The following is a 24,473-nucleotide window of genomic DNA, read 5'->3' on the forward strand; positions in this document are numbered from 1 at the left end:
GTCTCCTCTTCGCGCAAGCGCTCATCCGTGCCGTCTCCTCTTCGCGCAAGCGCTCATCTGTGCTGTCTCCTCTTCGCGCAAGCGCTCATCTGTCAACCCCGCCCATCACCGGATCGATCGACGCCACCGCGGCAATGGCATCGGCCACCATGCCGCCCTCACACATCGCTGCCACCGCTTGAAGATTCGTGAACGAGGGGTCGCGGTAATGCACGCGGTAGGGCCGGGTGCCACCGTCGGAGACCATGTGCACCCCGAGCTCTCCGCGCGGGGACTCCACTGCGACGTACACCTGCCCGGCCGGCACCCGGATGCCTTCGGTGACGAGTTTGAAGTGGTGGATCAGCCCCTCCATGGAGTGGCCCATGATCTTGGCGATGTGTTCGGGGGAGTTGCCCAAGCCGTCCGGACCGAGCGTCAGATCGGCGGGCCAGGCCAGCTTCTTGTCGCTGATCATCACCGGACCCGGCCCGAGCTTCTCAAGTCGGTCGACACACTGCTCGACGATCTTCAGTGACTCCCGCATCTCCTTGACCCGGATGATGTACCGGCCGTAGGAGTCGCAGCCGTCGTCGGTGATGACGTCGAATTCGTAGTCCTCGTAACCACAGTACGGTTGTGCGCGACGCAGATCGTGAGGAAGCCCGGTGGAGCGCAGCACCGGTCCGGTGATCCCCAGCGCGATACATCCGGTGAGGTCGAGATACCCGACACCGACGGTGCGAGCCTTCCAGATGTAGTTCTCGTTGAGCAGGTCCTCCAAGTCCTGCAAGCGTTTCGGCAGCAGATCGAGCAGCGCGCGAACCTGGCTCACCGCATCGTCGGGCAGGTCGGCCGCCAGCCCACCCGGCCGGATGTAGGCATGGTTCATCCGCAGGCCGGTGATCGACTCGAAGACCCGCAAGATCTCTTCGCGTTCCCGGAAGCCATAGAACATGGCCGACATCGCGCCCAGCTCCATCCCGCCGGTGGCCAACGCCACCAGATGCGAGGAGATCCGGTTGAGCTCCATGAGCATCACCCGGATCACGCTGACGCGCGGCGGAATGTCGTCGGTGATGCCCAGCAGCTTCTCGACACCCAGGCAGTACGCCGTTTCGTTGAAGAACGGCGACAGGTAGTCCATCCGGGTGACGAAGGTGACGCCCTGGGTCCAGTTCCGGTACTCGAGGTTCTTCTCGATGCCGGTGTGCAGATAGCCGATGCCGCAACGGGCTTCGGTGATGATCTCGCCCTCGATCTCCAGGATGAGCCGCAGCACACCGTGGGTCGACGGATGCTGGGGGCCCATGTTGACCACGATGCGCTCACCCGCATGCTCACGGGCCGCGGATACCACGTCTTCCCAGTCCTGCCCGCCGACCACCACGACAGGGGATTCGGTGCTCATCAGTTGTACGACCTCCGCTGATCGGGCGGCGGAATCTGCGCGCCGTGGTATTCGACCGGAATACCGCCCAGCGGATAGTCCTTGCGCTGGGGATGCCCGACCCAGTCGTCGGGCATCTCGATGCGGGTCAGTGCCGGGTGTCCGTCGAACACGATGCCGAAGAAGTCATAGGTCTCACGCTCGTGCCAGTCGGTGGTCGGATAGATCGCGTACAGGGACGGGATGTGCGGATCGGCATCGGGCGTTGCGACTTCCAACTGGACCCTGCGGTTGTGGGTGATCGACATCAACGGGTAGACAGCGTGCAATTCGCGGTCGGTGTCGTCGGGGTAGTGCACTCCGCTCACGCCGAGGCACAGCTCGAACCGCAACTGGGGGTCGTCGCGCAGCACGCTGGCCACGGCGGGCAGTTGCACCCGGCTGACCTCCAGCGTCAGCTCATCCCGATGAACCACCACGCGTTCGATCGACACGGCATAGCGCTCCTCACCGAGGATTTCGGCGAGCCGGTCGACGACCGCGTCGAAGTACTGGCCGTAGGGCCGCGGGGAGCTGCCGGGTAACGCCACCGACCGCACGAGCCGGCCGTACCCCGACGTGTCGCCGGTGCCGGAGGCGCCGAACATGCCGCGCCGCGTCGCGATCACCTCCGGCCCCTGTCCGGTGCCCGCCTCGGTGTGCTCGCTGCCTCCGTTCGTGGTGCTCACCGCAGCAGCCCCTTGAGCTCAATGGTGGGTGTGACCGCCAGCGCTGCCTTTTCGGCTTCGCGGACGGCCTCCTCGCGGTTGACCCCGAGTGGCATCTGCTGAATCTTGTCGTGCAGCTTCAGGATTGCGTGCAGCAGCATTTCCGGCCGTGGCGGACAGCCGGGCAGATAGATGTCGACGGGCACCACATGATCGACACCCTGGACCACCGCATAGTTGTTGAACATGCCACCCGACGAGGCGCAAACTCCCATGGCCAACACCCATTTCGGCTCGGCCATCTGGTCGTAGATCTGCCGAAGCACCGGCGCCATCTTCTGGCTCACCCGGCCCGCCACGATCATCAGATCGGCCTGACGCGGGGTCGCGGAGAATCGTTCCATCCCGAATCTGGCGATGTCGAAACGCGGTCCTGCGGTCGACATCATCTCGATTGCGCAGCAGGCCAGGCCGAATGTGGCGGGCCACAACGACCCCTTGCGCACGTAGCCCGCGACGGCTTCCACCGTCGACAGCAGGATTCCCCCGGGCAGACGCTCCTCTAGTCCCAATTCAGGCCCCCTCGCCGCCATACATAGGCGTATGCCACGAACACCGTGAGCATGAACAGCAACATCTCCACCAGCGCGAACAACCCGAGGCTGTCGAATGCCACCGCCCACGGGTAGAGAAAGACGATTTCGATGTCGAACACGATGAACAACATCGCCGTGAGGTAGTACCGGATGGGCATGCGCTGGCCGGTCAGCCCCGCGGCGCCGGGTTGCATCGGCTCGATACCGCACTCGTAGGCCTCGAGTTTGGACCGGTTGTAGCGGCGCGGGCCGATGACGAGCGCGATCCCCACGGAGACCACGGCGAACGCCGCCGCGATCACTCCGAGAACCAGGATGGGCGTGTATAAATTCATGCCACTGATCGCTCCCTCGCTGGGCTGTCGATGTGAGCTAACCCACAGCCTAGCGAGCTTTGCGGCCTGTGCCACACATTTTGGTTAGTATCGTTTCATATCGGGGCAGCGTGTCGCTGCGGCCATAGCCATGCCACGAACAATCAACGGCAGCATGGCAATTCGAAGAAAGTTACTGGGCCGGGGTGCGCAGCAGCGACACCACCGCGTCACCCAACCGGATCGGATCGATCGGGTGCGGTACCGCCGCCTCGGCCTGTGACCAGCTAGCCAGCCAGGCATCGTCTGGCCGCCCGGTGAGCACCAGGACCGGTGGGCAATTAGCGATCTCGTCCTTGAGCTGTTTGGCCACGCCCATGCCCCCGGCCGGGGTTGCTTCCCCATCGAGGATGGCCAGGTCGATACCCCCGGCGTCCATCCGCGAGATCACCGCAGGCGCGGTGGCGACCTCCACATAGTCCAGCTCGGGGAGTTCCGGGTGGACCCGTTTGCCCAGTGCGAGACGGACCTGTTCGCGGGTGCGCGGGTTGTCGCTGTACACCAGGATGTGCAGCGGCTCGGGGCCGGCCATGCTGCCGATGCTACTGCGCAGGGAGCCCTCGGCCGGACAACTCAACGAATTCTGTTGGGCCGCATCAGTCTCGGGTGAACACGAGTTCACCGGAAAGTACCGTCGTCGGCCCCACCATCCCGAGCAGGTCGCCCGACACTCCGAAGTCGTCCCGTTGGACCTCGAACTGGCCCGACAGCCGCAGGGTGTTGTCATCGACGGCCTGCGTATCGACCGGTATCTCGACGGGTTTCGACACGCCCCGCACCGTCAGCACCGCCGTCAACCGCGTGGCGCCGGCTTCGGACGGAACCAAACCGGTCACCTCCAGGGTGATGTCGGGGTGTGCGTCGACATCGAAGAAATCCGCGGACCGCAGATGGTTGTCGCGCTTGGCGATCCCGGTGTTCACCGACGCCGCCGGGATCACCACCCGGCCGGTGACCCCGGCGCCCGCCGAGCCCTCACCGGTGAATTCGGTGAACCGGCCGGTGACGGTTGCCAGGCCCCAGAGCGTCTTGTTCCGGAACGTCACCCGCGACCGATCCGGAACCAGTGTCCAGTTTCCCGCGCTCGCGGTCAGGACGTCGCTGATCGTGGCCATGCCGCCTCCTGTCTCGTCGGTTCGGTTCAGGTGAACAAGGGCGCGATGTCTTTCGGATCGAAATACTCGTCGATCCGGTGGATAAGACCGTCGGTACCCACTTTGATCACGATGCACACGCGCAGCGCGATCACCGCGCCGTCCCGCCCGGTGGCGTGCAGGATGTGTTGCTGGACGAACCCACCGTCGAAGAACTGCCGATCCAGCACCTCGTAGCGGCGCACGGGGGTCGCCCCGATGAACCAGTCGATCACCTTCAACGCGCGGGTCCGATCGTTGTCCCGGGCATCGCCGGCGTGCCACACCGCGACGTCATCCGCCCACAGTTGGGCGACAGCGGCCCTGTCGCCGCGCTCGATCGCCTCGAACAGCCGGTGCGCGACGTCCTCGGCGCGCTGGACCTCGGCAAGGGACATCATCGGCTCCTCGGGGTGTGGGGCTTGACCTCAATCGTCATTCAGGTTTCACACTCGAATCATGAACTCCACGCCTGCACATTCGCTGTTCGACGAAGCCTACGAGTCCCGCACCGCGCCGTGGGTGATCGGCGAGCCTCAACCGGCCATCGTCGAGTTGGAACGCACCGGCCGTCTGGGCGGCAAGGTGCTCGATGTCGGCTGCGGTGCCGGTGAACACACCATGCTGCTGACTCGACTCGGGTACGACGTGCTCGGCATCGACTTCTCCGAACAGGCCGTCGTCCAGGCCCGTGAGAACGCCGCGCAGCGGGGTATCGACGCGCACTTCGCCGTCGCCGACGCGACCCGCCTGGGTGAGTCGCAGGGCCCGCGCTACGACACCATCGTCGACAGCGCGCTGTTCCACATCTTCGGCGATGCCGACCGGCCCCGCTACGTTTCCAGCTTGCACCGCGCGGCCCGCCCCGGTGCGACGGTGCATGTGCTGGCGCTTTCCGACGCGGGCCGCGGCTTCGGACCCCAGGTCAGCGCCGACGTGATCCGCCGGGCCTTTGCCGAGGGCTGGGAGCTGGAGGCGTTGGAGGCCACGACATACCGCGGCGTGGTGACTGCCGCACATGCCGAGGCGCTCGGCGAGCAGATCGGAGCCCAGGTGGACGAGCCGGCGTGGCTGGCCCGGATTCGACGGCTCTGACCTACGCCGAGATCGACACGAGGGCTGTGACCGAGGCGCGAACCGCGACCGTGGTGTAGAACTCGGCGCGAAGGTGGTCACGGTCCGTCGTACCCCGGATGCGCGGCGGCAAGCCGTTGCCGTACCAGGACGCGCAGGCAGGCGGTGACCTCGTCAGCTCGGTCATCGAGTCTCCCGGCCCGGATCGCCGCCGCCAGCGCACCCTCGTCGCTGAACCCGACACCGGCCAAGGCTGCAGACGAGGCTGTGGCCGCGGCAGGGCTGTCGGAGGCCAACAGTTCGCGTTCGACCATGCGCAGGGCGTTGGCGGCGACGCGGGCCTGGAACTTCACCGGGGCTGCGACCGTCTCACTGTCCCGCACCTCGCTGTCCAGGAACTCGGCGACCGCGGCGACGAGTTCGGCTGCGCTCGGCCGCCCGTAGAGGTTGCTCACCAGCTGCTCCCGTCCAGCAGACACAACAGGTCCCATTCGGTTTCGCAGACCCGACGGCCGATCGTCGCCAGCTCCACCGAGCGGGTCTGCCCGCTCAAGTGGCGCTCAGCCTGATAGCGGCAGATGACGCCCCAGCGCAGGGTGGCGAGTACGAGCCACCAACGGATCGCGGATCGGTCCAGATTCGCGCCGCCGGCTTCTTCGTAGGCAGTCAGAAAGCTCTCGATACTGCCCAGACCGCCCGCCCCGACGCTCGCCGGCGCCCCGAACCTCCAGGCCCGGATGCAGAACCAGGCCAGGTCCTCGTACACCTCGCCGAGGTGCACCAGCTCCCAGTCCAGCACCGCGGCCAGACCCGAGTCATCCACGATCAGATTGCCCATTCGGAAGTCGCCGTGCACCAACCGCGTCGTCGAGGGCGGCGGCCGGTTGGCGGCCAGCCAGCGGAACACCCACTCGAAAGTGGCTGTGGTGTCGCCCATCTCGTCGAGTTGTTCGCGCCACTGGGCCAGCTGGTCCTGCTCGACGAGGCCGGGCAGGGCCGGTGGCTCGGCCCGGTGGATGGCGGCCAGGGCCTGTGCGCACTGGGTGAGCAGCCGGGCCCGGCCGACCTCGTCGAGGGTGCGTTGAATGCGCCGCACGATGGTCTCACCACCGATGAAGTCGCAGATCAGGAAGGGATCGCCCAGCGGGGCGGCGGAATCGTCGGCGATCAGCACGTGGGGGACCGGCGCCCCGGCCAGCGCCGCCGCACGTTGTGCACCGGCCTCCAGTTCCATCCCGGCGTGTACTTCATCGGGTGCGCCGGTGCGAAGGATCAGCGGGCGCCGGGCCGAGTTCGTCACGGCGTCGAAGGACCACGTGGTGCGGCTGGCTCCGCCGGTGAGCTCGCGCAGGTTCTCCACCGCTACCGTGTCGCCCAGCACCGGGGCCAGGACACCGGCCAGCCGGGAGGTGAGTCGGCCGGCCGGTGCGGACGGGCTGGTCACTGCTTGGCCCTGCCGAAGCCGAACAGCCGCTGGGCCACTCGGCGCATCTGGATCTCCTCGGCACCTTCGGTGATGCGGTAGCGGCGGTGGTGGCGGTAGATGTGCTCGAACGGCTCGTGACGGCTGTAGCCGATGCCGCCGTGCACCTGCATGGCCCGATCCGCCGCTTCGCACACCAGGCGATTGGCGCGGTAGTTGGCCATCGATACCTTGTCGGACACCTCCATGTGGTGGTTCTGGTCCAACTGCGTTGCGGCATAGCGGACGAGCAACCGGACCATCTGGGCTTCGGTCTGCAATTCCACCAACGGCCACTGGACGGCCTGATTCACCGCGAGCGGTTTGCCGAACACCTTTCGCCGGTTGGCGTAGTCCACTGCGCGGTCGATACAGAACTGGGCGGCACCGAGACTGCTGGCGGCCTGTCGAATCCGGTTCTCGTGCAGGAACGTCTGACCGACCTCCAGGCCGCGGTCGACTTCGCCGAGCACCGCATCAGCCGGCACCCGCACGTTGTCCAACTCGACCTCGCCGTGGTCGGTGGGCATGTTGAACGTCCACCAGTAGAAGGGGACGCTGAATCCCGGTGTGTCGGTGGGCACCAGGAATGCCGAGATCCCTCTGGCCTGACCGGGATCGCCCGATGTCCTGGCGAAGATCAGATCGTGGGTGGCGCGGTGCACTCCGGTGTTCCACCGCTTGCGGCCGTTGATGATCCATCCATCCCCGTCGGGTACCGCTGTCGTCTCCAGCCAGGTGGCATCGGAACCGTGGTCGGGCTCGGTCAATCCGAACGCCATAGAACGCTTGCCGGTGAGCATCGCCTCGACCCATTCGGCCTTCTGTGCCTCGGTGCCGAACCGGTCCATCATGATCACTTGGGGGAAGTTGCCCACGATCGAGGACTCGTCCTGCAGGTCGTTGTGCAACCCGAGGCCTTTGTGCGCCAGATGTTCCCGGATCACCGCCATGTCGAGATTGCTGCCGTCGCGCCCGCCGAAGCGGGCAGGCAAGCCGTAGCGGAGCCAGCCCGCGGCATCGGCGCGGCGACGCATCTCGTCGAGCAGATCCTCCCAGGCACGGGCCGGCACACCACCGTTCTCCCAATCGGTGCGGGCGTATTCGCGGCGCTGGTCGAAGTACTGCATGTGCTCGCGCTCGAGCGGCTTGATCTCCGCCTCGATGAAGGCGTCCATCTCGGCGAGCACGTCTGAAAGGTGTTCGGGTAAAGCGAAATCCACGTTGATCTCTCTTCTTCAGGTCAGAAGCCGTACAGGGTGCGCTTCCAGATTGTGGACAGGGTGGCGATGGCGTCGGCATCGCTGATCTCGATGCCGAGCCCGGAGTCGCCGACGAAGACCGTGGTGAAGTTCTCGAACAGCAAGGCGATGGCCGCGCCGATGTGTTCCGGTTCCAGTCCGTGCGCGTGGCCCTGGTCCTGGGCGTGACGCACCGAGGCGACGACGATGTCGATGCCGAACCGGCGGAAGTTGTTCTGCACGTCGGCGAAGCGCTGCTGGGTGGCAGCCAACTGGGCGACGGCGATCATGATGCCGATGTTCTGTTTGAAGATGTTCCAGTACCCGGTGACCACCGTGGTGAAGAACTCGGTGTCGTCGGGGGAGTCCGGCAGGTGCAGGTTCAGGCCGGACGGTTCGACGACGTCGTGCAGGAACGATTCGGCCAGCGCCGCCAGTAGGTCTTCCTTGTCGGTGAAATACCGGTAGAACACGGCCGGGCTCTTGCCGGCGGCCGACGTGATGTCGGCGAGCGTGGTGCCGTGAAAGCCACGCTCGGCGAACAGTTTCCGAGCGGCAAGCTCGATGGCCGACCGGGTTTGGCGGCCCTTGGTGCCCAGCTCGGCGGCAGTCATCGGCGCCTCAGCCCAGGATCCGGTCCCCGGCGCGCAGCAGGGCGCTGGGAAGTTCGTGGCCCACCGCGTCTTGTGCGACTCGGGCGGCGTCGATGGCGGCGGACAGGTCGACATCGACGGCGATGTCGCTGTCGCGCAACATGTAGACGAGGTCCTCGGTGGCGATGTTGCCGCTGGCTCCCGGGGCGAACGGGCAGCCGCCCAACCCGCCGACCGACGCGTCCAGCCGGGTCACACCGGCGTGAACGGCCGCCCACGCACTGGCCAGGCCCGCGCCGCGGGTGTTGTGGAAGTGGGCGCCCAGCGGCAGGTCCCCGATCAGCGGCCGGACCTTCGCGACCAATGTGCTGACCCGGCGCGGGGTGGTAGTGCCGATGGTGTCGGCGATCGCCAGCCGGCTCACTCCGAAACCGACGGCAGCCGAAGCGATGTCGAGCACCCGCTGCGGCTCGGTCGGTCCGTCGAACGGGCAGTCCCACGCGGTGGCGATGATGACCTCCACCGAAGTGTCGCTGTCGGCCGCGATGGCCACGATGTCGGCGATCTGCGCGGTCGCCTCAGCCGAGGTGCGGCCGACGTTGGCTTCAGAATGGGCATCCGATGCGGACACCACGTACTCGATCGAGCGCAGCCCGGCGGCGATGGCGCGTTTGGCGCCGTTCGGGCTGGCCACCAATGCGGAGAACTCGACTTCCGGGAACCGGTGCAATTCCTCCGCGAGTTCGGCCGCGTCGGCCAGGGCCGGCACTTTCGAGGGGGAGACGAACGCCGTCGCCTCCACCTCCCGCACCCCGGTGGCGACGATCGCCTCCAGGATCGCGACCTTGGCGGACAACGGAATCGGTGCCTCGATCTGCAGGCCGTCGCGCAGGCACACCTCGCGAATGTCGACCTTGGTGGGCAGGTTCATCTCACAGCACCCCCTCCGAACGTAGGGTTTCCAGGTCTTGTGCACTGCGCCCCAGTAGGCCGCCGTACACCTCGTCGTTGTGCTGGCCGGGGCGTGCCGAACCGGCGTTGCGGATGGTGCCGGGTGACTCGGAGAGCACCGGGACGACGCCTGGACCCTTTACCGTCCGCCCGATCCGCTCGTCGAAGTGGTCGGCGATCATGCCGCGAGCCTGCAACTGTGGGTCCTGCACCACCTCGGCCACGGTGTTGATCGGCCCGCTGATCACCCCGGCCTGCGACAGGGTCTCGATGATCTCGTCAGGCTGCCGCGCGGCGGCCCAATCACCGATGATCTTGTCCAGTTCGTCCTGATTACGGCCGCGGGCAACGTGATTGGCGAAGCGATCGTCGGTCGCCAGGTCCGGGTTGCCCATCGCCGCACACAGCCTGCGGAACACGGTGTCCTGGTTGGCCGCGATCACCACCCAGCTGCCGTTGGCGCTCTGGTAGATGTTCGACGGCGCGATGCCTTCCAGCCGCGTGCCGGACGGACCGCGCACCACGCCGCCGACGTCGTAGTCGGGGATGGTGGATTCCTGTATGGCCAGACAACTTTCGGTCAATGCGGTGTCGACGATCTGGCCCTCACCGGTGACCGTGCGCCGGTACAGGGCCGCCAGGGCGCCCTGGACGGCGAACATGCCGGCCAGGCTGTCGCCCAGGGACAGGGCCAGCCGCGGCGGGGGACCGCCGGGGAACCCGTTCATGTGCCGCAGACCGCTGGAGGCCTCGGCCACCGAGGCGTAGCCGGCCTTGCCTGCGTCGGGTCCGGTCTGCCCGTACCCGGACACTCGCACCAGGATGATGCCCTTGTTGCGCTCGCGCAGAACGTCGTAACCCAGATCCCACTTCTCCAGGGTGCCCGGGCGGAAGTTCTCCACGATGATGTCGGACCGCTCCACCAGCTCGAGGAACATCTCGCGGCCCTTGGCGGTCCGCAGGTCCAGGGTGACGGCCTTTTTGTTGCGGGCGTGCACGGTCCAGAAGAAGTGGTGCCCGTCGAGTTCGGCCTGCCCCCAGGTGCGCAATGGATCGGGGGTGGCCGGCAACTCGATCTTGATGACTTCGGCGCCCATGTCACCCAGCAGCCGGCCCGCGAACGGTCCGGAGATCAGGGTGCCGAGCTCGATCACCCTGATACCGTCCAAAGCTCCCGAGGTCACTGTGCCGATTCCCGGGTCGCTGCGCTCCTGCCCTCCGCTGAAAATCCGTGGCGGTGCAGCCAATCCGTGCAGATCCCGACGGCTTGGCGCAGTGTGCCGCGTTGGTCGGGGCCCGAATAGTAGTGATTGGCGCCAGGGATCTCGTGCATCTCTTTGTCAGGATGGCCGATCGCCTCGTACAGCCGACGGGTGTGGCTGGGCGTGCAGGCGTCGTCGGCCAAGTTGCCGATCACCAGGGCGGGCACCGCGATATCGGGCCCGGCCTTGACCGCGTCGCCGTTGGCGTCGTCGTAGCTCCACTGCGACAGCCAGCTGCGCAAGGTGCAGAATCTGGCCAGGCCGACCGGGCTCATGTTGACCACCTGCGGGTCGCCCAGATAGCAGGTGCCGGGCGTGCGTTCGTTGGAATCGACGCTCGGGTCGAGCCAGCGCGGGTCGGCCATGGTGCCGTGCACGACGAACGCGTACTCGTCGTCGGGACGTCCGCTTGCCTTGAGTTCCGCCAGTTTCTCTTTGACCCACTTGGTGATTCGCCGATTCCGCGCGATCTGGGCCTGGTGGTACCGCTCCAGGAACTCGGGGGTGTAGGGCGGCTGGTTCGGGTTGTCGGGGTTGTAGAGGTCGAGCTCCGGGTCCCGCTTCGATGGATCGTTCTCGTCCAGGATGGAGGCGTCCATCCACTCGGTCATGGTGCCGTGCCTGCTGATGTGCGCGGCCAGCAACATGATTCCGTCTGCCGGGATCAGGCCGAGCTTGGTGAGGTCGGGACCGTCACCGGACGGGCTGGCGGTCACCGTCGGCTTCTGCGCCTGCTGTTGGTAGAACACCGACAGGGATCCGCCGCCGCTCCATCCGGCCAACACCACCTTGTCGTAGCCCAGGCGGTTCTTGGCGTCCTTGATGCACTCGCCGAGGTCCTCGACCACCTTTTCCATGAGCAGCGCCGAGTCCGTGCCGCGGAACCTGCTGTTGCAGTAGATGACATGGTGCCCGGCCCGGGCCAGCGCATTGATCATCGGTAGGTACGCGCCGCCACCGATCGGGTGCATGAACACCAGGACGGTATCTGAGGGCTTCGATTTGGGCCGCAACAGGTAGCTCTCCAGCACGACCAGCTCGGCGACGCCGCCGTAGACGTCGCGGACCGACGAGTTGTTCTGGTAGGCAACCAGATACGGGATCCGGTCGTACTCGTGCTTCACAGGTGCTTCGGTGGTTGTCATCGCTAGTGTTGCCCCAGATCGTTGGCGAGGATTTCGGCGGACGGAACGAGACGACGACGGGTGTCGATCGCGATCACCGACCAGTCGACCCGGTCGTAGTCGTCGAACTTGCGGCGGGCGCGTTCCCGTGCCTTCTCCGGGGCCCCGTGGTGAACACCCTGTGGTGCATGGGAAATCAGGCCGGGCGGCATCGGGATGCCGTACAACGTGCCGCCGTGGAAGAAGGCGATCTCGTCGTAGTCGACGTTGCGGTGATACCACGGGGTGCGCTCGGTGCCCGGCACGCTCTCGGCCGGCTTGGGCAGGAAGTTCATCACGTACACCCCGGTGGCCTGCATGAAGAGGTGCACCGTCGGCGGTAGGTGCACGCTCTCGGAGGTGATGACGGTGTAGTCCTCGATGTTGAAGGTGAACGGGAAGTTGTCGCCCCGCCAGCCTTCCACGTCCAAGGGATTGTGTTGGTAGATGAGAGAGGTCGTCCCAACTCCATCGATCGGGGAATGGATCAGCCGCACTTCGTACTCGTCCCGGCCGTCGTCGTCGATCGGCTGGGGCTCGGGAATGGTGACCTGCGCGGGATCGAACGGGAAGTGGCGGCCCAGGGTGCCCGCCGGCGGGACCCGGAAATCGTCGGTGGCCTGGATCATTAACCAGGTGCATTCGGTCTCGGGCACGTGGCGCCAGGTGCAGGCCTTCGGGATGTAGACCCAGTCGCCCTCGCGGTAGCGCAGTGGACCGAACTCGGTCTCCAGCAGGCCCGAACCCTTGTGCACGAACAGCAACAGGTCGCCGTCGACGTAGCGGACGAAGAACGGCATCTCCTCGGTGCGCCGGCTCAGCAGGACCTGGCAATCGGCGTTGGAGAACATCAGCAGCGGGCCGCCGTGGGCGTCGGTGGCGTCGCTGGGCTTGAGCTCGCTGGACAACACGTCGGTGGGGCGCAGGGGTCCGACGGTGCGGTAGGCGGTCGGATCATTGCGCCGGTACATGTTCGCGGTGCGGCCGACGAACCCGCCGCGGCCCAGCTCATCGTCCTTGAGGCCCCCAATGGCGCTGAGGTCGGCATGCACCCGTTTCGGGGTCTTGCCTTTACGCAGGTGAACGAAGGATTCCATGCTCGACTCCTGAAGGGTGCGGGCGAAAACTGAAAGTGACTTTACTTTTTGTTGCGGTGGGTGGCAAGGGTGTCGATCGCGTGCTCGCCCCCGTTTCGGGCGCTGCTTGTCCGGGTAGCCCCTGACGGGGCGCACGCGCCTGTAGTCGCCCGTCGGTGTCAACGAAAGGACTCGCATGCGAAAGGAATTGGAAGGCCGCAGGGTCGGAATCCTTGCCGCCGACGGTGTGGAGCGCATCGAACTCGAACAACCGCGCGCGGCCGTCGAGAACGAGGGCGGTCACGTCGAGTTGCTGTCGCTCAAGGCCGGCGAGATCCAGGCCCGCGACCACGATCTGGAACCCGCAGGCACCTTCCCCGTCGACCGCACGGTCGCCGAGGCGAAGGTCGACCAGTTCGATGCGCTGATCCTGCCCGGTGGGACCGTGAACCCCGACAAACTGAGGCTCGACAAGACCGCGGTGGCGTTCGTCCGCGATTTCGTCCGGTCGGGCAAGCCCGTCGCGGCGATCTGCCACGGGCCCTGGACGCTGGTGGAAGCCGATGTGGTGCGCGGACGCACGCTGACCAGTTATCCCAGTATTCGCACCGATCTCGGCAACGCCGGGGCCACCGTGGTGGACCGGCAGGTCTGCGTCGACGGCAACCTGATCACCAGCCGCTCGCCGGACGATCTACCGGCGTTCTGTGAGGCCGTCACCGAAGTATTGGCGAGTACCCCGGCCCAGACTTGAGCGCGGGTCGCGCCTCAGATCATCGACGTTCGGGGAATCCGCATGCCCAGCGCCAGCGCACCGGCCAGCTCCCTGCTGGTGTCGTAGTCGAACACCACATGCCCGGCGAGAACATCGACATCGCGCTTGAACCGTTGCAGCGGGCTGGACAGGAAATGGATGCTCGCGCCGCCCGCGCCCAACAGGTCCGCGATCACCGCCTTGGATTCGCTGACGATGTGTGCGGCCGACAGGCGGGCCTGCGCGCGCACCGGCTTGTCCACCGAGTCGCCGGCCGCCACGATGGCCTCGATCTCGCCGACGGTGTCGGCCAGCAGGGCGCGCAGGGCGCGAACCCGGACCTGAGCCCCGGCCAGGTGCGCCTGAGCGATCGGTTTGTCCTTCTGTATGACGCCTTCGTACGGCAGCACCCGTTCGCCGAGGCGCTGCGCATAGATCTCGGCGACCCGCTCGGCGCTTCCGAGGGCGGGCATCGCGGCCAGCAGGGCCAGCGCGGGCACCATCGGCCAGCGGTAGGCGGGGCTGTCATGTAGCCCGGCGCCCGGGGCGGTACCGGAGTAGATGTCGAGCACTTTCACCAGCCGGTGTTCGGGCACGAAGACATCGGTGGCGATGGCGTCGTTGGAGCCGGTGGCCCGCATGCCGTCGGTGTGCCACACATCGGCCACGGTCACGTCAGAGATGGGCAGCAATGCCAGTGCGGGATACAGCGCATCGTCAGGTCCGCAGAGCGCGGCGACGATGATCCAGTTCCCGTGCATGACCCCGGTGGCCCAGGACCACCTGCCGGTCAGACGGATGCCGCCGTCGGCCGGCAACCCGCGCCCGGTCGGTGCGAGCGGTGCCGGGGCCAGGAACGGCCGGCTCGCGAAGGCCTCCTCCTGGGCCTGCTCGCCGAACAGCGACAGCATCCAGTTGTGCAGAGCCAGGAAGCCGATGGTCCACGCGCTCGATGTGCAGCCATGGGCCATCCGGCGCACGGGGTCGAGGATCCGTGGGAAATCTGCCTGCTGGCCGCCGTAGCGGGCGGGTACCAGGAGTTCGGTGAACCCGGACTCGACGAGGTCGGCCACCGTCGCGTCGGGAAGGCGGCGCAGCTGTTCGGCTTCAGCGGCCCGTTCGGCCAGTCGTGAGACGAATTCGGACGTGATGACGCGGTCCGTGGCGGGGGGCGAGGTCATGGCCCGAAAGCTACCATACTTTTTAGTATGTTCTGAGTTTCGGGCGGTTCTCGGGGCGTCGGGCGGGCATTTCGAATACCGGTTGGCGACGATCGGATAACCCTCCGGACACCAGTTGTGAACGGATAGGCATCGGCGTTCATCGAGTACTACCGGTGCGATCGGTGGAATCGTGCTGTTTTCCCAGGTAGATGGGCCGCCAGTGGGAGGTCGACGGTGCCGAATTCGCTTTTTTGAATCCCCGGATATGCCGTTCAGCGGCGCGGCGTGGCTTTTCCCCCGTCGTGGGCCCGTGCTTTACTCATGGCGCAACAACTGAATTCTTCGGTCCGCTCTGCTGCGTCTGATAAGGCGTCCGGCGACGGCGAGCGGGCGTGACAGTGCGGCGAGGGGATCGCTGCGGTGTCGCTTGGCGATGCTGATCGCTGATCGCGCAAATGGCGTAATTGACCGGAAGACGGATGGATTCGCAGTATGACCTTCATTGACAAGATTCGTGGCCATTGGGCCCGCCGCATGACGGTGGCGGCTGTGGTGGCGCTGATGCTGCCTGGCTTGATCGGCGTTATCGGCGGATCGGCGACCGCTGGGGCATTCTCCCGGCCGGGCCTGCCGGTGGAGTACCTGATGGTCCCGTCGCCGTCGATGGGCCGCGACATCAAGATTCAGTTCCAGAGTGGCGGACCGGGTTCGCACGCGGTGTACCTGCTCGACGGCCTGCGCGCCCAGGAAGACTTCAACGGCTGGGACATCAACACCAACGCGTTCGAGATGTTCCTCGACAGCGGACTGTCGGTGGTCATGCCCGTCGGCGGCCAGTCCAGCTTCTACACCGACTGGTACTCGCCGGCGTGCGGTAAGGCCGGCTGCGTCACCTACAAGTGGGAGACCTTCCTGACCAACGAGCTGCCGGCGTGGCTGGCCGCCAACCGCGACGTCGCGGCCAACGGCAACGCTGCGATCGGTCTGTCGATGGCAGGCTCCGCCTCGCTGATCCTGGCTGCCTACCACCCCGACCGGTTCATCTACGCCGGGTCGATGTCCGGCTTCCTCAACCCCTCCGAGGGCTGGTGGCCGTTCCTGATCAACATCTCCATGGGTGACGCCGGTGGCTTCAAGGCCAACGACATGTGGGGTCCGACCGAAGATCCGAACAGCGCCTGGAAGCGCAACGATCCGATGCTGCAGATCCCGACACTCGTCGCGAACAACACGCGCCTGTGGATCTACTGCGGTAACGGCCAGCCCAACGAGCTCGGCGGCGGCGATCTGCCTGCCACCTTCCTCGAAGGCCTGACCATCAAGACCAACCGCACCTTCCAGGACAACTACATCGCTGCCGGCGGCAGCAACGGTGTGTTCAACTTCCCGGACAACGGCACGCACAACTGGGCCTACTGGGCACGGGAACTGCAGGCCATGGTTCCGGACCTGCAGCGGGTGCTCGGCTAGTCCATCCCGCTCGCCCTCTTGGCGCGAGCAGTCCCCCGCAAGCGGGCGGTACCCCAGTGAAACCCCCCGAATCCGGTGAGATTCGGGGGGTTTTGCGTCTGTTGGTCGGAAGCCGCCGGCCACTTTGACCACAGCACGTCCGGAGTAGCGGCCCGCACGGACCTCGTCGAGCACCGCGACGACGTCCTTGACGTCGACTTCGTGAGTGACGTCGTCGAGATGGCGGGGTTTGAGTGGACCGCCCAGCTGGGCCCACAGGTCGCGCCGCGGCTCGATGGGCAGCTGCACCGAATCGATGCCCAACAGCGACACACCGCGCAGGATGAACGGCATCACCGTGGTGTTGAGGGCCGCGCCACCGGTCAGTCCGCTGGCCGCCACCGCACCGCCGTACTCCAGGGTGCTCAGCACATCGGCCAGCGTGGCGCCGCCGACGCAGTCCACCGCCGCGGCCCATCGGGTTCGTCCCAGGGGGCGAGGCTTGGCGTCGGGGTCGGCCGGGAGCCGGCCGATCACCTCTGCTGCGCCCAGCGCTCTCAGTTGATCGGCGTGATCGGCCTTTCCGGTCGATGCCACCACGTGGTAGCCGGCGGCCGCCAGCAGATCCACGCTGACCGACCCGACACCACCGGTCGCGCCGGTCACCACGACCGGGCCATCCTGCGGGCCGATGCCGTGACGGGTGAGGGCCTGCACGCTCATCGCGGCGGTGAACCCGGCGGTGCCGATCGCCGCGCCCTCGCGCGGACTCAGCGGGCCCAGTGCGACCACCTGGTCGGCGGGCAGCCGCGCGTATTCGGCGTAGCCGCCGTGATGGCCGGTGCCGATCTGATAGCCGTGGGCCAGCACCGCGTCACCCGGCGAGAAATCCGGCGAATCCGATGTCACCACCTCGCCGGTCAGGTCGATGCCGGGAACGATCGGATAATCGCGCACCACACCGCCTTTGGGTGTCGGCGCCAGTGCATCCTTGAAGTTGACGCTGGAATACAGCACCGGATGGTGACCTCGCCGGGCGGCAGCTCGGATGCCTGCAGTGTCTCGACCGCGGCGACGATGCTGTCGCCGTCGGTGCGTGCCACGAGTGCTTGAAAGGTGTCCATGCGGCCACCCTATTGGCCGCGGGGGAGGGCTACTTCAGTTCGGCAGAGGACAGCCCCAGCAACCGGCGGGCCACCACGAGCTGCTGGATCTGTTGCGTGCCTTCGAAGATGTCGAGAATCTTCGAGTCGCGGGCCCACTTCTCCAGCAGGGTCTGCTCGGAATAGCCGGTGGTACCGGCCATTTCGACGGCCTTGAGGGTGATGTCGCTGGCCACCCGGGCGGCCTTGGCCTTACCCATCGACGCCTCTTTGGAGTTGGGAATGCTGTTGTCGGCCTGCCACGCGGAGCGGACGGTCAACAGGTACCCGGCCTCCCAGTCGGCCTCCATCCGCAGGAATTCCGCCGCGGGGGCGCTCTGCGCATGGGCCGGCTTGTCATAGGAGATCTCGATGCCCGCGTCGGTCAGGATCGCGCGCAGGTCCTCCAGAGCGGCGCGGGCGATGCCGACCGCCATGGCCGCCACGATGGGCCGGGTGTTGTCGAAGGTCTCCATGACCCCGGCAAAACCCTTCTCCACGTGGATCTCCGGGTCGCCCAGCAGGTTGTCCTTGGGGATGCGGGCGTTCTCGAAGCGGATCACCGCGGTGTCCGACGCCTTGATGCCCAGCTTGTGCTCCAGGCGCTCGACGGTGACTCCGGGATGCTCGCGCGGCACGATGAACGACTTGATCGCCGCCCGGCCCAACGACTTGTCGAGTGTCGCCCACACCACGATGTGGGTGGCACGCGAACCCGCGGTGACGAAGATCTTCTCACCGTTGATCACGTACTCGTCGCCGTCGAGCACCGCGGTGGTGGTGACGGCGGCCGAGTCGGAGCCGAAGCCGGGCTCGGTGATGGCCATCGCGGCCCACACGTCCTTGCCCAGGCGCTCGAGCTGCTCGGGGGTGGCCACCGAGGAAATGGCGGCGTTACCCAGGCCCTGACGTGGCACCGAGAGCAGCAGGGCGACATCGCCCCAACTGATTTCGAGCGCGTTGAGCAGTGCGGACATGTTGGCGCCGTTGACGGTGGTCTTGCTGCCGTCGCCGTTCGCGTCGTCGCGGAACGCCTCGGCGCCCGCGAACGAGATCGTCTTCGCGCCCGAGATTCCCTCGAACAGGGTGGCCAGGGTGTCGAGCTCGACAGGGTAGGCATGCTCGGCGAGGTCGTACTTGCGCGAGATCGGGCGAAGCATCTCGGCGGCGCCCTGGTGGCCCTTCTCGATGACCGCCCGCAGTTTGCGAGGCATTTCCAGATTGATTGCCATGATTAGTCTTTCGCGTGATGTAGGGAGGACCGTTAAAGGACGCTGCAGTTAGAGGACAACGACACCTTCGGCGACGCCGATGGCCCGCAGATCGCGGTACCAGCGCTCGACCGGGTGCTCCTTGGTGTAACCGTGACCGCCCAGCAGCTGCACGCCGTCGAGGCCGATCTGCATGCCCTTGTCGGTACCCAACTTGCGCGCCAGCGCCGCCTCGCGGGCGAACGGCAGCCCCTGCTCGGCGCGGGCGGCGCCCCGCCAGGTGATCAGCCGCAGGCCGTCGAGTTCGATGGCGATGTTGGCGGTCATGAAGGCCACTGACTGGCGGTGGGCGATGGGCTCACCGAATGCCTGGCGTTCCTTGATGTAGGGAATCACGTAGTCGAGCACCGCATGCGAGGTGCCGACGGCCAGTGCGGCCCAGCCCAGCCGGGACAGCGCGATCGCGTCGGAATAATCCTGATCTGTCGCACCGTCTTCACCGAGCAGATTGCCCAGCGGCACTGCCACGTTGTCGAGTTCGATCTGGCCCAGCGCCGCGGCCCGGATGCCCATGCTCGGGTCGGCCTTGACCGTGAGCCCCTTCGACGAGGCCTCGACGATGAACAATGCCGGCTTGCCGTTCAATTGCGCTGCCACAATGAACAATTCGGCTTCAGCGGCGGCCGGCACCAGCGACTTGACGCCGGACAGGCGATAGCCGCTGGGGGTGCGCACCGCGGTGGTCTTCAGCGCGGTGGGGTCGAACAGGGCGTGCGGTTCGGCGATCGCGACGCAGGCCTGCGGCACGTTCTCGCCGGCGAACTCCTTGAGGTAGGTGGCCTGCTGGTCCGCGCTGCCCCAGTGCGTCAGTGCCGCGGCGACGCCACCGGGCGCCAGGATCGGCAGGGCCAGGCCCATGTCGCCGTAGGCCAGTGCCTCGGCGACCAGCGCGTTGGTCACGGTGCTGCGGTGCTCGGCGATGCCGTCGAAGTCCTCGGGCACGTTGACCGCGGTGATGCCCAGTTCGGCAGCCCTGGCGATCAGGTCCGCGGGGTAGGCGGCGGCCTCGTCGGCGTCGTGGGCGGCGGGCCGCAGAATCTCCGCGGCGAATTCCCCGACCGTCTCGACGATCATCTGCTGGTCATCGTCGGGCGTGAGGTCGAAGTAGTCGGCCCCGCTGGCCTTCAGCCGGGTCGGTGCCTTGCCCAGGCCCTGGACGCGCTGGAATTGCCGGGTGGCGGCACCTGCGGCCGAAAATACTTGTTTCACACCATATTTCAGGCCGCGATTCAGCGGATCCCGCAAGCCGTAGCGGTCCAGGAATTCCTGACCGACGATCGGGGTGATCAGCGCCAAACCGATGTCGGTCGCTGTCCGCTTGTGCTTTTGCAGTCCGACCGCGCTTTGCCGGCCGGAGCTGGAGGGACGTGTGGGGGTGCCGTTCTTGGACGGCAGGGTGTTGGTCATGTCAGCTGCCTCTGTTGGTCGTGGCGACGCTTCTGACCGTATCTTACTCCGGAGTAAGGTACGCCATCTGTTACCAACCTCACATCCCTTGGCGTCAGGATTCCGCCGGTGAGAGCAGGTCGTGCCGCTCGCGGCTGGCGCGGACCTCGTCCATGTGGGTCTCGGCCCACGACTTGATGCCCATCATCAGCTGTTGCAGGGAAAAGCCCAGTTCAGTGAGCTCGTAGGTGACCGTGACGGGCACGCTCGGCGTCACTGTCCGGGTGAGCAGACCGTCGCGCTCGAGGGAGCGCAGGGTCTGGGTGAGCATCTTCTGACTGACACCGGCCAGGCGTCGCGAGAGCTCGGAGTAGCGCATCGCGCGCGGTTGCCCGGTGTCGCCGGTCCCGGCGTGCGGACCGTCGCCACCGAGCGCCGCCAGGATCAGCGCCACCCACTTGTCGCTGATCCTGTCGAGCAGTTGGCGGCTAGGGCAGTTCGCCAGGAAGGCGTCGTATTCGAGCTTTGCTCGGGCCCGTTTCTGGGCTGCGATTTTCGTCGGCACGTCCGCTCCGTTTGATCCGGGGTGAGTTACGCACTTCGAAGTGCGTACTTCCCATTGGAGAGTTACCCCTCCATCGTGGAGTGGGAGAGCAGTTCGTCGCAAGTTCTGAAGGAGTGAATTTTCATGTCTGTTCCGACGTTTCGCGCCGCGGTCGTCCGTACTCCCGGCGGTCCGGACTCGATCGAGATCGTCGACGTTCCGCTGGTCGAGCCGGGTCCCGGCCAGGTCCGGGTGAGGGTCGTCGCGGCGGCGGTCAACCCCGTCGACCTCGGTGTGGCAGCCGGCGTGTTCCACGATCTCGGGCTGGTGCATCAGCCGAACTGGACCGGGCTCGGCTGGGATTTCGCGGGCACCGTCGAGGCCGCCGGTCCGGGTGTGGATCTGGCCGCGGGCACACGGGTCGCCGGGGTGGTGGCCGGGTTCGACCGGGACTACGGCACCTACGCCGAGCGCTTGGTGGTGTCCGCCGCCGATGTTGCCGTCGTGCCCGACGCGCTGGACTTGATCACCGCATCGACAGTGCCGCTCAACGGATTAACTGCACTGCAGATCCTCGATCTGCTCGGCGACGCGCCCGCCGACGGTCGCCGCCTCTTGGTCACCGGCGCCGCCGGCGCGGTCGGGGGTTACCTCATCGCGCTCGCCGGAGAGCGGGGCTGGCAGGTGGCCGGTCTGGCCCGCGACCATGACGAGGAGTTCGTCCGTGGCCTCGGAGGCGACTTCACAGCCGACGCCGAGCCAGGGTGGGACGCGGTCGCGGACGCCGGCGCGATGCAGCATGCGGCTCTCGCGCTGGTCCGCGACGGCGGGCGGTTCGTCGGTGTGCAGCCGAGTTCTGAACTGCCGACCGAACGCGGCATCGCCGTGACGGCCGTGGTGGCCCACCCCGATGGCACTCGGCTTGCCGAACTCCTGGCCCGTGCGGCCTCCGCGCAGTTGCCGGCGCGGGTGCACGCCGTGCTGCCGTTGGATCAGGTGGCCGATGCCCACCGGGCGCTCGCCAAAGGCGGGGTCCGTGGCCGGTTCGTCATCCAGCCGTGAACTCAGTTGCCGGCCAGCCTGGCCAGGACGGCGTCGTGGAGCGGCCCGTTGGTGGCCAGCGCGCTGCCCCCGTGCGGGCCCGGGGCGCCGTCGATGCTGGTGAACGTGCCGCCGGCCTCGCGAATGAGGATGTCGAGCGGGGCGATGTCCCACAGCTTCACCTCGGGCTCGCAGGCGATGTCGACCGCGCCCTCGGCGACCATGCAGTACGACCAGAAGTCGCCGTAGGCCCGCACGCGCCACACCGCGTCGGTGAGTTCGACGAATCGGTTCCGGCGGTCTTCCCATCCGGTTGTCAGATCCGAGTACGACAGGCTTGCCGACGCGAGATCGGTGACACCCGACACCGACAGTTTGCGGGTCGCCCCGGCGAATGAGCCGAACGCCCCCTGGCCCAGCCCGGCCCACCACCGTCGCGCGAGTGCCGGTGCGCTCACCACGCCGACGGTCGGAACGCCGTCGTCGAGCAACGCGATCAACGTGCACCACACCGGCACGCCGCGGACGAAGTTCTTGGTCCCGTCGATCGGATCGATCACCCACTGGCGCCCGGTCAATGTCGTTGTGCCACCGAATTCTTCGCCGAACACCGTGTCGTCGGGGCGCGCTGCGGCCAGCGAGGCGCGCAACGCCTCCTCGGCCCCGCGGTCGGCATCGGTGACCGGCGTCAGATCGGGCTTGGTCTCGATGCGCAGGTCCAGCGCGCCGAAGCGGTCCATGGTCAGGGCATCGGCTTGATCGGCCAATTCGAGGGCCAGAGTGAGGTCATCCGAGGTGGAACTCATGCGAGAAGTCCTACCATGGCCTGGTGCTGGAATTCGGGATACTCCTCCTGCTGGTCGGAGCCCTCGCGCTGCTGCTGGCGCCACGGATCATGCGGCGCCGCGGAATTCGCGGTGAGCTGGCCCACGGCACGTTGCTGGTGACGGGAGTGAGCCCGCGCCCGGACGCGACGGGGGAGCAGTACGTCACCATCACCGGCGTCATCACCGGGCCGACCGTCAACGAGCACGTCGTGTACCAGCGCATGGCTGTCGACGTCAACGAGTGGCCGGCGATGGGTGCGCTGTTCCCCGTGGTCTACTCGCCGGGCAACCCGGACAAATGGGCCTTCGCGTCGGACGGGCCGCCGGGGAGACCGGAGCCACACGAACCGCTGGGCCCCTGGACCTCCTGAGGGCCGCCGGCCTGATCAGGCGTGCGCGATCCGGAGCAATTCGGCCACGCTGGCCAGCTTGACGCGGGGCCTGCCGGCTGACTCCCCGGCAGCGCGCTCATGAGCGTCGATCAGCTGCCAGTGTTCGCCGCTGACCAGCTTCGGCTGGTGTTCCAACAGCCATTGGGCGAGTTCGATACCGTACTCGGGGCCTCGCTCGTCGACGCCGCTGGCGCGAAGATCTTCCAGCAACGTGTCGATGGTGTCCTGTGAATCCTTCTTGTTGCTGCCGATCACACCCGACGGCCCCCGTTTGATCCAGCCGACGACGTACTCGTTGCTGCTGCCGTCGATGCGTCCGTTCGTGTGCGGAATCGTTCCCGAGCGTTCGTCGAACGGCAGTCCCGGTGTCGGCACCCCGCGGTACCCGACCGCGCGCACCACCAGCTGGACCGGCAACTCCTCGCGGTCCCCGGTGTCCTTCGCCACCACGCGCCCGTCGGCGTCGCGGACAAGTTGGTTGCGGCCCAGCACAATCGACTCGACCCGGTCCTCACCGCGCAATTCAACGGGGGAGGTGCAGAAGCGGAACACGATGCGCCGCTTGGCCTCTCGCGGTTGCTGCTCGACATACTTTCGCAGCACCTTGATGTTCTGCTTGACGGTCTTGCTCGCCGCCTCCAGATCGGCGTCGGTGATTCCGTCGAAATCGGCCGGGTCGAGGATGACGTCGACATCGCCCAACGCCTCGAGATCGCCGAGTTCACGCAATTCCAGGGTGGTGAACGTCGCCTGCAGCGGTCCGCGGCGGCCGATGACGACCACCTCCTCCACCCCTCGGGTGTCCAGTGAGGCCAGCGCGTGGTCGGCGATATCGGTGTTGGCCAGCGCCTCTGGGTCGCTGACCAGGATGCGGGCCACGTCCAGGGCGACGTTGCCATTGCCGACGACCACTGCCCGGCCGCCCGCCAAATTGGGCTCCATGCCGTCGAAGTGGGGATGGGCGTTGTACCAGCCGACGAAATCCACCGCGGCCACGCTGCCCGGCAACTCTTCTCCGGGAATGTGCAGCGCCCGGTCGGATTGCGCGCCGACGGCATAGACCACCGCGTCGTAGTGGTCCGCCAATTCAGCCGGCGTGACGTGCTCGCCGACCTTGATGTTGCCGAAGAACCGGAACCGCGCATCGGCGGCGGTCTTGTCGAACTGCGCGCTGATCGACTTGATCTTCGGATGGTCCGGCGCCACTCCCGAACGCACCAGGCCCCACGGGGTCGGCAGCATCTCGAGCATGTCGACGCGCACGTCGCGATCGGAGTCGGGCGAATCGGCAAACTTCAGTAACGATGCGGCAGCAAAGAATCCCGAGGGGCCGGAGCCGACGATCGCTACATGATATGGGCGCATACGCCTGCCTTCTACGAGCTTGAAAAGCCGTCACGTACCCGCCCAGGGCTGCGGGGCCGGGTACCAACCGACTTTAAACACAGAACGTCCGCGCTGCCGCGAGTCGGAGAGATCTGCCGCCGAAATGCCGCCGGGTAC

At 66.8% G+C, this 24,473-nt stretch carries 26 protein-coding genes and 1 pseudogene; 5 read left to right on the forward strand and 22 right to left on the reverse strand.

Annotated features, from left to right (window positions below; translation table 11 throughout):
• Window positions 1-85 precede the first annotated feature (85 nt).
• From nuoD to QQ25_RS10295, 7 genes are all read right to left on the reverse strand, one after another.
• The gene (nuoD, locus tag QQ25_RS10265) at window positions 86-1,390 is read right to left on the reverse strand and encodes an NADH dehydrogenase (quinone) subunit D (protein WP_039317813.1); all 1,305 of its coding nucleotides are present in this window, start codon (window positions 1,388-1,390) and stop codon (window positions 86-88) included.
• On the reverse strand, window positions 1,390-2,097 hold the full coding sequence (locus QQ25_RS10270; protein WP_039378503.1) for an NADH-quinone oxidoreductase subunit C: 708 nt from the start codon (window positions 2,095-2,097) through the stop codon (window positions 1,390-1,392). Before QQ25_RS10270 ends, nuoD begins: the two co-directional genes overlap by 1 nt.
• The gene (locus QQ25_RS10275) at window positions 2,094-2,648 is read right to left on the reverse strand and encodes a NuoB/complex I 20 kDa subunit family protein (protein ID WP_039317820.1); all 555 of its coding nucleotides are present in this window, start codon (window positions 2,646-2,648) and stop codon (window positions 2,094-2,096) included. Before QQ25_RS10275 ends, QQ25_RS10270 begins: the two co-directional genes overlap by 4 nt.
• Window positions 2,639-3,007 (reverse strand): NADH-quinone oxidoreductase subunit A, encoded by a 369-nt coding sequence (locus QQ25_RS10280; protein ID WP_039317823.1) that lies wholly within the window; start codon window positions 3,005-3,007, stop codon window positions 2,639-2,641. The genes QQ25_RS10275 and QQ25_RS10280 overlap by 10 nt, the downstream gene beginning before the upstream one ends.
• A gap of 172 nt (window positions 3,008-3,179) precedes the next feature.
• Window positions 3,180-3,578, reverse strand: coding sequence for an Rv3143 family two-component system response regulator (locus tag QQ25_RS10285; RefSeq protein WP_039317826.1), 399 nt, complete (start codon window positions 3,576-3,578; stop codon window positions 3,180-3,182).
• A 64-nt stretch (window positions 3,579-3,642) separates the two neighbouring features.
• Complete coding sequence (locus tag QQ25_RS10290; protein ID WP_039317828.1) at window positions 3,643-4,161, reverse strand: YceI family protein; 519 nt, start codon at window positions 4,159-4,161, stop codon at window positions 3,643-3,645.
• Window positions 4,162-4,187: 26 nt separating this feature from the next.
• A complete protein-coding gene (locus tag QQ25_RS10295) occupies window positions 4,188-4,577 on the reverse strand; it encodes a nuclear transport factor 2 family protein (RefSeq protein ID WP_039318577.1) in 390 nt (129 codons plus the stop codon).
• A 61-nt stretch (window positions 4,578-4,638) separates the two neighbouring features.
• Between QQ25_RS10295 and QQ25_RS10300 the strand changes: the two genes are divergently transcribed.
• On the forward strand, window positions 4,639-5,274 hold the full coding sequence (locus QQ25_RS10300; RefSeq protein WP_039317831.1) for a class I SAM-dependent methyltransferase: 636 nt from the start codon (window positions 4,639-4,641) through the stop codon (window positions 5,272-5,274).
• A gap of 77 nt (window positions 5,275-5,351) precedes the next feature.
• Here the strand turns inward: QQ25_RS10300 and QQ25_RS10305 are convergent, their stop codons facing one another.
• The 8 genes from QQ25_RS10305 to QQ25_RS10340 are packed head-to-tail and all read right to left on the reverse strand — an operon-like array spanning window position 5,352 to window position 13,022.
• Window positions 5,352-5,744 carry a DUF6285 domain-containing protein gene (locus QQ25_RS10305; protein WP_052235735.1) on the reverse strand — a complete coding sequence of 131 codons (393 nt, stop codon included), beginning with the start codon at window positions 5,742-5,744 and terminating at the stop codon, window positions 5,352-5,354.
• A complete protein-coding gene (locus tag QQ25_RS10310) occupies window positions 5,705-6,697 on the reverse strand; it encodes a phosphotransferase family protein (RefSeq protein WP_039378504.1) in 993 nt (330 codons plus the stop codon). Before QQ25_RS10310 ends, QQ25_RS10305 begins: the two co-directional genes overlap by 40 nt.
• Window positions 6,694-7,938, reverse strand: a complete 1,245-nt coding sequence (locus QQ25_RS10315; RefSeq protein ID WP_039317837.1) for an acyl-CoA dehydrogenase family protein — start codon at window positions 7,936-7,938, stop codon at window positions 6,694-6,696. Before QQ25_RS10315 ends, QQ25_RS10310 begins: the two co-directional genes overlap by 4 nt.
• A 20-nt stretch (window positions 7,939-7,958) precedes the next feature.
• Window positions 7,959-8,570, reverse strand: a complete 612-nt coding sequence (locus tag QQ25_RS10320) for a TetR/AcrR family transcriptional regulator (RefSeq protein WP_039317840.1) — start codon at window positions 8,568-8,570, stop codon at window positions 7,959-7,961.
• 7 nt (window positions 8,571-8,577) lie between these two features.
• Window positions 8,578-9,480 carry a hydroxymethylglutaryl-CoA lyase gene (locus QQ25_RS10325; RefSeq protein ID WP_039378506.1) on the reverse strand — a complete coding sequence of 301 codons (903 nt, stop codon included), beginning with the start codon at window positions 9,478-9,480 and terminating at the stop codon, window positions 8,578-8,580.
• A gap of 1 nt (window position 9,481) precedes the next feature.
• Window positions 9,482-10,684 (reverse strand): CaiB/BaiF CoA transferase family protein, encoded by a 1,203-nt coding sequence (locus QQ25_RS10330; protein WP_039378507.1) that lies wholly within the window; start codon window positions 10,682-10,684, stop codon window positions 9,482-9,484.
• Window positions 10,681-11,907, reverse strand: a complete 1,227-nt coding sequence (locus tag QQ25_RS10335) for an alpha/beta hydrolase (RefSeq protein WP_039378509.1) — start codon at window positions 11,905-11,907, stop codon at window positions 10,681-10,683. The genes QQ25_RS10330 and QQ25_RS10335 overlap by 4 nt, the downstream gene beginning before the upstream one ends.
• A gap of 2 nt (window positions 11,908-11,909) precedes the next feature.
• A complete protein-coding gene (locus QQ25_RS10340; RefSeq protein ID WP_039378511.1) occupies window positions 11,910-13,022 on the reverse strand; it encodes a homogentisate 1,2-dioxygenase in 1,113 nt (370 codons plus the stop codon).
• 175 nt (window positions 13,023-13,197) lie between these two features.
• Here QQ25_RS10340 and QQ25_RS10345 point away from each other — a divergent pair, with 175 nt between their 5' ends.
• Window positions 13,198-13,755 (forward strand): type 1 glutamine amidotransferase domain-containing protein, encoded by a 558-nt coding sequence (locus tag QQ25_RS10345; protein WP_039317852.1) that lies wholly within the window; start codon window positions 13,198-13,200, stop codon window positions 13,753-13,755.
• A 14-nt stretch (window positions 13,756-13,769) separates the two neighbouring features.
• Here QQ25_RS10345 and QQ25_RS10350 read toward each other — a convergent pair whose 3' ends face one another.
• Window positions 13,770-14,936, reverse strand: coding sequence for an acyl-CoA dehydrogenase family protein (locus tag QQ25_RS10350; RefSeq protein ID WP_039378512.1), 1,167 nt, complete (start codon window positions 14,934-14,936; stop codon window positions 13,770-13,772).
• A 474-nt stretch (window positions 14,937-15,410) separates the two neighbouring features.
• Between QQ25_RS10350 and QQ25_RS10355 the strand changes: the two genes are divergently transcribed.
• The gene (locus QQ25_RS10355) at window positions 15,411-16,388 is read left to right on the forward strand and encodes an esterase family protein (protein WP_039317857.1); all 978 of its coding nucleotides are present in this window, start codon (window positions 15,411-15,413) and stop codon (window positions 16,386-16,388) included.
• A 108-nt stretch (window positions 16,389-16,496) separates the two neighbouring features.
• On the opposite strand, the pseudogene QQ25_RS30115 reads toward QQ25_RS10355, so the two are convergent.
• The 4 genes and pseudogenes from QQ25_RS30115 to QQ25_RS10375 form a co-directional block, all read right to left on the reverse strand.
• Window positions 16,497-17,491: pseudogene (locus QQ25_RS30115) on the reverse strand (oxidoreductase); the annotation flags it as partial.
• A 29-nt stretch (window positions 17,492-17,520) separates the two neighbouring features.
• The gene (locus tag QQ25_RS10365) at window positions 17,521-18,741 is read right to left on the reverse strand and encodes an acyl-CoA dehydrogenase family protein (protein ID WP_039317862.1); all 1,221 of its coding nucleotides are present in this window, start codon (window positions 18,739-18,741) and stop codon (window positions 17,521-17,523) included.
• Between the two features lie 48 nt (window positions 18,742-18,789).
• Window positions 18,790-20,187, reverse strand: coding sequence for an acyl-CoA dehydrogenase family protein (locus QQ25_RS10370; RefSeq protein WP_039378516.1), 1,398 nt, complete (start codon window positions 20,185-20,187; stop codon window positions 18,790-18,792).
• A gap of 94 nt (window positions 20,188-20,281) precedes the next feature.
• Window positions 20,282-20,731, reverse strand: a complete 450-nt coding sequence (locus QQ25_RS10375) for a winged helix-turn-helix transcriptional regulator (protein WP_039378517.1) — start codon at window positions 20,729-20,731, stop codon at window positions 20,282-20,284.
• 123 nt (window positions 20,732-20,854) lie between these two features.
• On the opposite strand from QQ25_RS10375, the gene QQ25_RS10380 reads away from it, so the two are divergent.
• Window positions 20,855-21,772 carry an NADP-dependent oxidoreductase gene (locus tag QQ25_RS10380; RefSeq protein ID WP_039378518.1) on the forward strand — a complete coding sequence of 306 codons (918 nt, stop codon included), beginning with the start codon at window positions 20,855-20,857 and terminating at the stop codon, window positions 21,770-21,772.
• Between the two features lie 2 nt (window positions 21,773-21,774).
• Here the strand turns inward: QQ25_RS10380 and hisN are convergent, their stop codons facing one another.
• Window positions 21,775-22,557 (reverse strand): histidinol-phosphatase, encoded by a 783-nt coding sequence (gene hisN, locus QQ25_RS10385; RefSeq protein ID WP_039378520.1) that lies wholly within the window; start codon window positions 22,555-22,557, stop codon window positions 21,775-21,777.
• A 23-nt stretch (window positions 22,558-22,580) separates the two neighbouring features.
• Between hisN and QQ25_RS10390 the strand changes: the two genes are divergently transcribed.
• Complete coding sequence (locus tag QQ25_RS10390) at window positions 22,581-22,949, forward strand: hypothetical protein (RefSeq protein WP_039378521.1); 369 nt, start codon at window positions 22,581-22,583, stop codon at window positions 22,947-22,949.
• A 15-nt stretch (window positions 22,950-22,964) separates the two neighbouring features.
• Here QQ25_RS10390 and QQ25_RS10395 read toward each other — a convergent pair whose 3' ends face one another.
• Window positions 22,965-24,335: an FAD-dependent oxidoreductase gene (locus QQ25_RS10395; protein ID WP_039378523.1), complete on the reverse strand. Its 1,371-nt coding sequence runs from the start codon at window positions 24,333-24,335 to the stop codon at window positions 22,965-22,967.
• Window positions 24,336-24,473 lie beyond the last annotated feature (138 nt).

The sequence above is a fragment of the Mycolicibacterium setense genome (assembly GCF_000805385.1).
GTDB lineage: Bacteria > Actinomycetota > Actinomycetes > Mycobacteriales > Mycobacteriaceae > Mycobacterium > Mycobacterium setense.

Bases quoted from the DNA above. Each gene is read 5' to 3' on its own strand.
- nuoD (WP_039317813.1), bottom strand. From the start codon at position 1,390: ATGAGCACCGAATCCCCTGTCGTGGTGGTCGGCGGGCAGGACTGGGAA.
- QQ25_RS10280 (WP_039317823.1), bottom strand. From the start codon at position 3,007: ATGAATTTATACACGCCCATCCTGGTTCTCGGAGTGATCGCGGCGGCG.
- QQ25_RS10285 (WP_039317826.1), bottom strand. From the start codon at position 3,578: ATGGCCGGCCCCGAGCCGCTGCACATCCTGGTGTACAGCGACAACCCG.
- QQ25_RS10290 (WP_039317828.1), bottom strand. From the start codon at position 4,161: ATGGCCACGATCAGCGACGTCCTGACCGCGAGCGCGGGAAACTGGACA.
- QQ25_RS10295 (WP_039318577.1), bottom strand. From the start codon at position 4,577: ATGTCCCTTGCCGAGGTCCAGCGCGCCGAGGACGTCGCGCACCGGCTG.
- QQ25_RS10300 (WP_039317831.1), top strand. From the start codon at position 4,639: ATGAACTCCACGCCTGCACATTCGCTGTTCGACGAAGCCTACGAGTCC.
- QQ25_RS10305 (WP_052235735.1), bottom strand. From the start codon at position 5,744: ATGGGACCTGTTGTGTCTGCTGGACGGGAGCAGCTGGTGAGCAACCTC.
- QQ25_RS10320 (WP_039317840.1), bottom strand. From the start codon at position 8,570: ATGACTGCCGCCGAGCTGGGCACCAAGGGCCGCCAAACCCGGTCGGCC.
- QQ25_RS10325 (WP_039378506.1), bottom strand. From the start codon at position 9,480: ATGAACCTGCCCACCAAGGTCGACATTCGCGAGGTGTGCCTGCGCGAC.
- QQ25_RS10335 (WP_039378509.1), bottom strand. From the start codon at position 11,907: ATGACAACCACCGAAGCACCTGTGAAGCACGAGTACGACCGGATCCCG.
- QQ25_RS10340 (WP_039378511.1), bottom strand. From the start codon at position 13,022: ATGGAATCCTTCGTTCACCTGCGTAAAGGCAAGACCCCGAAACGGGTG.
- QQ25_RS10345 (WP_039317852.1), top strand. From the start codon at position 13,198: ATGCGAAAGGAATTGGAAGGCCGCAGGGTCGGAATCCTTGCCGCCGAC.
- QQ25_RS10350 (WP_039378512.1), bottom strand. From the start codon at position 14,936: ATGACCTCGCCCCCCGCCACGGACCGCGTCATCACGTCCGAATTCGTC.
- QQ25_RS10355 (WP_039317857.1), top strand. From the start codon at position 15,411: ATGACCTTCATTGACAAGATTCGTGGCCATTGGGCCCGCCGCATGACG.
- QQ25_RS10365 (WP_039317862.1), bottom strand. From the start codon at position 18,741: ATGGCAATCAATCTGGAAATGCCTCGCAAACTGCGGGCGGTCATCGAG.
- QQ25_RS10370 (WP_039378516.1), bottom strand. From the start codon at position 20,187: ATGACCAACACCCTGCCGTCCAAGAACGGCACCCCCACACGTCCCTCC.
- QQ25_RS10380 (WP_039378518.1), top strand. From the start codon at position 20,855: ATGTCTGTTCCGACGTTTCGCGCCGCGGTCGTCCGTACTCCCGGCGGT.
- hisN (WP_039378520.1), bottom strand. From the start codon at position 22,557: ATGAGTTCCACCTCGGATGACCTCACTCTGGCCCTCGAATTGGCCGAT.
- QQ25_RS10395 (WP_039378523.1), bottom strand. From the start codon at position 24,335: ATGCGCCCATATCATGTAGCGATCGTCGGCTCCGGCCCCTCGGGATTC.